A 3,588-nucleotide genomic window follows, 5' to 3' on the forward strand; every position below is an offset into this window, starting at 1 on the left:
CCTTTTCCTGCCACGTGCAAGGTTTAAACCCAAGAGAGAAGGCGAGCGGGTGTCACTTTTTGTTTTATATAACTGCGATTTATATATAGGATAAAGAGGGTGTTCTTACAGGTGGATAAAATTCACTGTACAAGGACACTCTTTTTTGTTCTGCAAAATTTTGAGAGAAAAAATAACAGCCGTATTCAGACTTCTGAATACGGCTGTTGTATTGTTATGATTTAGGAACATTTGTATAAGATTCATGTCGTTTTTTACGGTGCCTTCTACTACCGATTTGATCTAGCAATTCGTACATAACGGGTACGACAACTAGTGTTAGTAATGTAGAAACTAATAAACCGCCAATGACTACAACAGCTAAGCTTTTAGATACCATGCTGCCAGCTTGTGCATCACCGAATAATAGAGGAAGCATTGCGAAGATGGTTGTAATAGCTGTCATAATAATTGGGCGCAATCGTACTGAACCAGCTTCTAATAGTGCTTCTCTTGTTGCCATTCCTTTTTCACGATTTTGTTGTACACGTTCTATTAATACAATTGCATTCGTTACAACAATCCCGATTAGCATTAAAGCTCCGATAAGAGAATTTAAATCGACAGGTGTTTGTGAAATAATTAAACCTAAAATCCCGCCTACAGCTGCTAATGGGAGAGAGAATAAAATTGCAAATGGTGCACGTGCTTGCCCGAAAGTAATGACCATAATTAAGTAAACAACACCAATTGCAATTCCCATAACCTTAAATAAATCAGTAAAATTTTCTTGCATCGATTCTGTTGCTCCAGCAATGTTAACTTTCGCTCCATCAGGCAATTTCAAATCTGCAATAGCTGTATTTACTTCTGTGCTTACTTTACTTAAGTCTTCATCTTTCGCTTCTGCTGTCACTTGAATTGTTTCTTTTCCGTCCTTGTGAAATATTTCGGTTTGTATTTGTTTTTCAGAAATCGTTGCAACATCTTTTAATGCGATTAAACCAGTGATTGGTGACAAAATATTTGAGTTTAAAATCGCATCTTTATTAGGAGTCTCTGTTTTTTTGTGTTCTAGCATAAGAGTTGTCTTTTCGTTGTCTAGTGTGATTTGGCCAATTGGCGATTTTTTCATTAAAAATGCAACTTGTTGCCCGATGACTTCAGAATTTAAGCCTGCCTTTTCTGCTTTTGTCTGATCGATGTTAATAACCCATTCGTTTTTTTCTTCCTCTGTATTTGTTTTTACTTTTGAAAGACCATTTAAGCTTTTTAATTTTGTAGTAACAAGGTCGGAAGCTTGTTTTAAATCTTTATTATTGTTTGCAGTGATGTTAAATTGTAATGCATTTCCACCACCGAAATTTGAAAAACTTACTTTTATATAATCAAATGTTGCTGGTTGAAATTGATTCTGTTCTTTTTTTAGGTTATTAATATACGTTTCAAGGTCAATTCCTTTTTTAAACCCTACATATATATTCGCAAGATTGTTCTTTGTCGTTTGTCCCCACTGTGCATCTTCTGAAGCAGAACCCATCCGTAATGTAACGTCTTTTACTCGTGAATCTGCAAGTAACTTTTTCTCAAGTTCAAAGGCTTGCTGTCTCCCTTTCTCTAAATCGTAATTAGCAGGGAATGTCATATTAATAGAAAGCATGGTGTTGTCATCAGATTTAATATTAGCTTTTGGGAGTAGAATATATGCTGCAATTGAACCAACGAATAATAAAAAAGCGGTAAGTAAAATGATAAATTTATGTGATAACGACCATTTTAAAATGGCTGTATAACGTTTCGTTTCTTTTTGCTCCGTAGGTTTTGTTTTCCTTAAAAGTAGAAAAGCCATGAGCGGCACAACTGTTAAGGCCACTAATAAAGATGAAAGAATTGAATATACAACCGCTAACACCATAGGTAACATAAATTCACCGATTCCACCTGATACAAGACCGATTGGTAAAAAAACAGCGACGGTTGTTAAAGTAGAAGACGTAATCGCAATTGCAACTTCTTTCGTAGCATCAATAATGACGTCTTTTGAGAAAGAATCTTTTTGTAAGCGCCTGAAAATGTTTTCAATTACAACGATGCTATCATCGACAAGACGTCCGACAGCGACTGCTAATCCGCCTAATGTTAAAATATTTAAAGTGATATTGGACTGATCAAGTAAAAAGAGTGTAAGGAGTATGGATAATGGGATACTAACAACAGAAATTAAAGTAGTACGAATGTTGCGCAAGAAAATTAAAATGATGAATGTAGCGGCAATCGCACCAAGCACGACCTCTTTTCCCATACTTGTAACAGCATTTTCGACCTGTTCGTGTGTGGACATAAGTGTTTTTATAGTAAAAGTGTCTTTATATTGCTTACTTATATCATCAACTTTTTTCTCGATTGCTTTTCCGATTGTAACAGCATTTTTGCTCGGTTCTTTCATAATGACTAGTGCAGCGCCATCTTCTCCGTTAATGTGAGAAATTGCATCATGATGTTGTTTTAATTCAATCTTTGCGATATCACTTAATTTTACTTGTGGTGTGAGTGGAATGTTTTTGATCTCTTTAATACTTTTTATTTCTCCAATTACACGAAGTAGATGATTTTCATTATTTATAGATATTTGCCCAGCTGATATAGAAGCTTCTTTTCCTTGAAGGGCGGATACGATTTGTGATGTTATGATGTTTTGATCTTTCATTTTAACGGGATCTAATACAATAGATAACTCTGATGTTGATTTCCCGTAAAACATAACATTAGAAACACCGTCGATATTTTCAAGTTGTGGGATAATTTCTTTTTCAATTTGTTTCTCGTCGGCTTTTGTAAAGCCATTTTTCTTTTGGACTGTAATTTGTGCGAGTGGAATCATAGAAGTATTTAGCTGGCTGACAACAGGTTTCATTATGCCTTTTGGAAGCGGCATTCCGTTTGTGAGTTTTTCAACTTCACGCACTGCATCTTTCATATTCGTCTTTGCGGTATACATAATGTCAATTTTTGACAACCCCTCACTTGTTGACGATGTAATCGTATCGACGTGTGAAAGATTTCGAAACTGCTTTTCAAGAGGTTCTGTTACTTCTTTTGTCATTGTTTCAGCATCTAGTCCCTCAGATAAGGTAGTGATTGTTACAAATGGTTGATCCATGCTTGGTAAAAACTCCATCGGTAATTTAGAGCCGGAATAAATACCTAATACAGAGATGAGAAAAACCATGATGATAATAGCGACCCTATTTTTTAATGAAAACTTCGTCAATCTTTCCATAAATAGATTCCTCCATGATAGGGTTTGATGGTTTACGGTTTTACTATATAACAAATGCGGGGGAATTAGAGTTAAGAACATGTAAAAATTTCCTAAAAAATTTCTTAAGTAAGGCGTTCCTTGTATAGTTAGCTAAAGGTTTATAAAAGAATTGAATTGATAGCATAAACAAACTTTATATTTTCTTTAAAAAATACTTGTATTTTAAAAAAGAAGATGATATATTAATAAACGTCGCTGCTGCACGAAAGCAGAAAGCGAGAAAATAAAAAACTTAGTTGACATTGAATAACTGAAATGTTAGCATAAGGAAGTCGCAATTGAGCGGC

General features: G+C 34.8%; 1 protein-coding gene. It reads right to left on the reverse strand.

Annotated elements, in window-relative coordinates; translation table 11 throughout:
* Positions 1–214: 214 nt before the first annotated feature.
* Positions 215–3,259, reverse strand: coding sequence for an efflux RND transporter permease subunit (locus V7024_RS17530; RefSeq protein WP_335522222.1), 3,045 nt, complete (start codon positions 3,257–3,259; stop codon positions 215–217).
* Between the last annotated feature and the right edge of the window lie 329 nt (positions 3,260–3,588).

Origin of the sequence: Bacillus sp. JJ864, assembly GCF_036963045.1 — a bacterium.
Taxonomy (GTDB): Bacteria; Bacillota; Bacilli; order Bacillales; family Bacillaceae_G; genus Bacillus_A; species Bacillus_A pseudomycoides_C.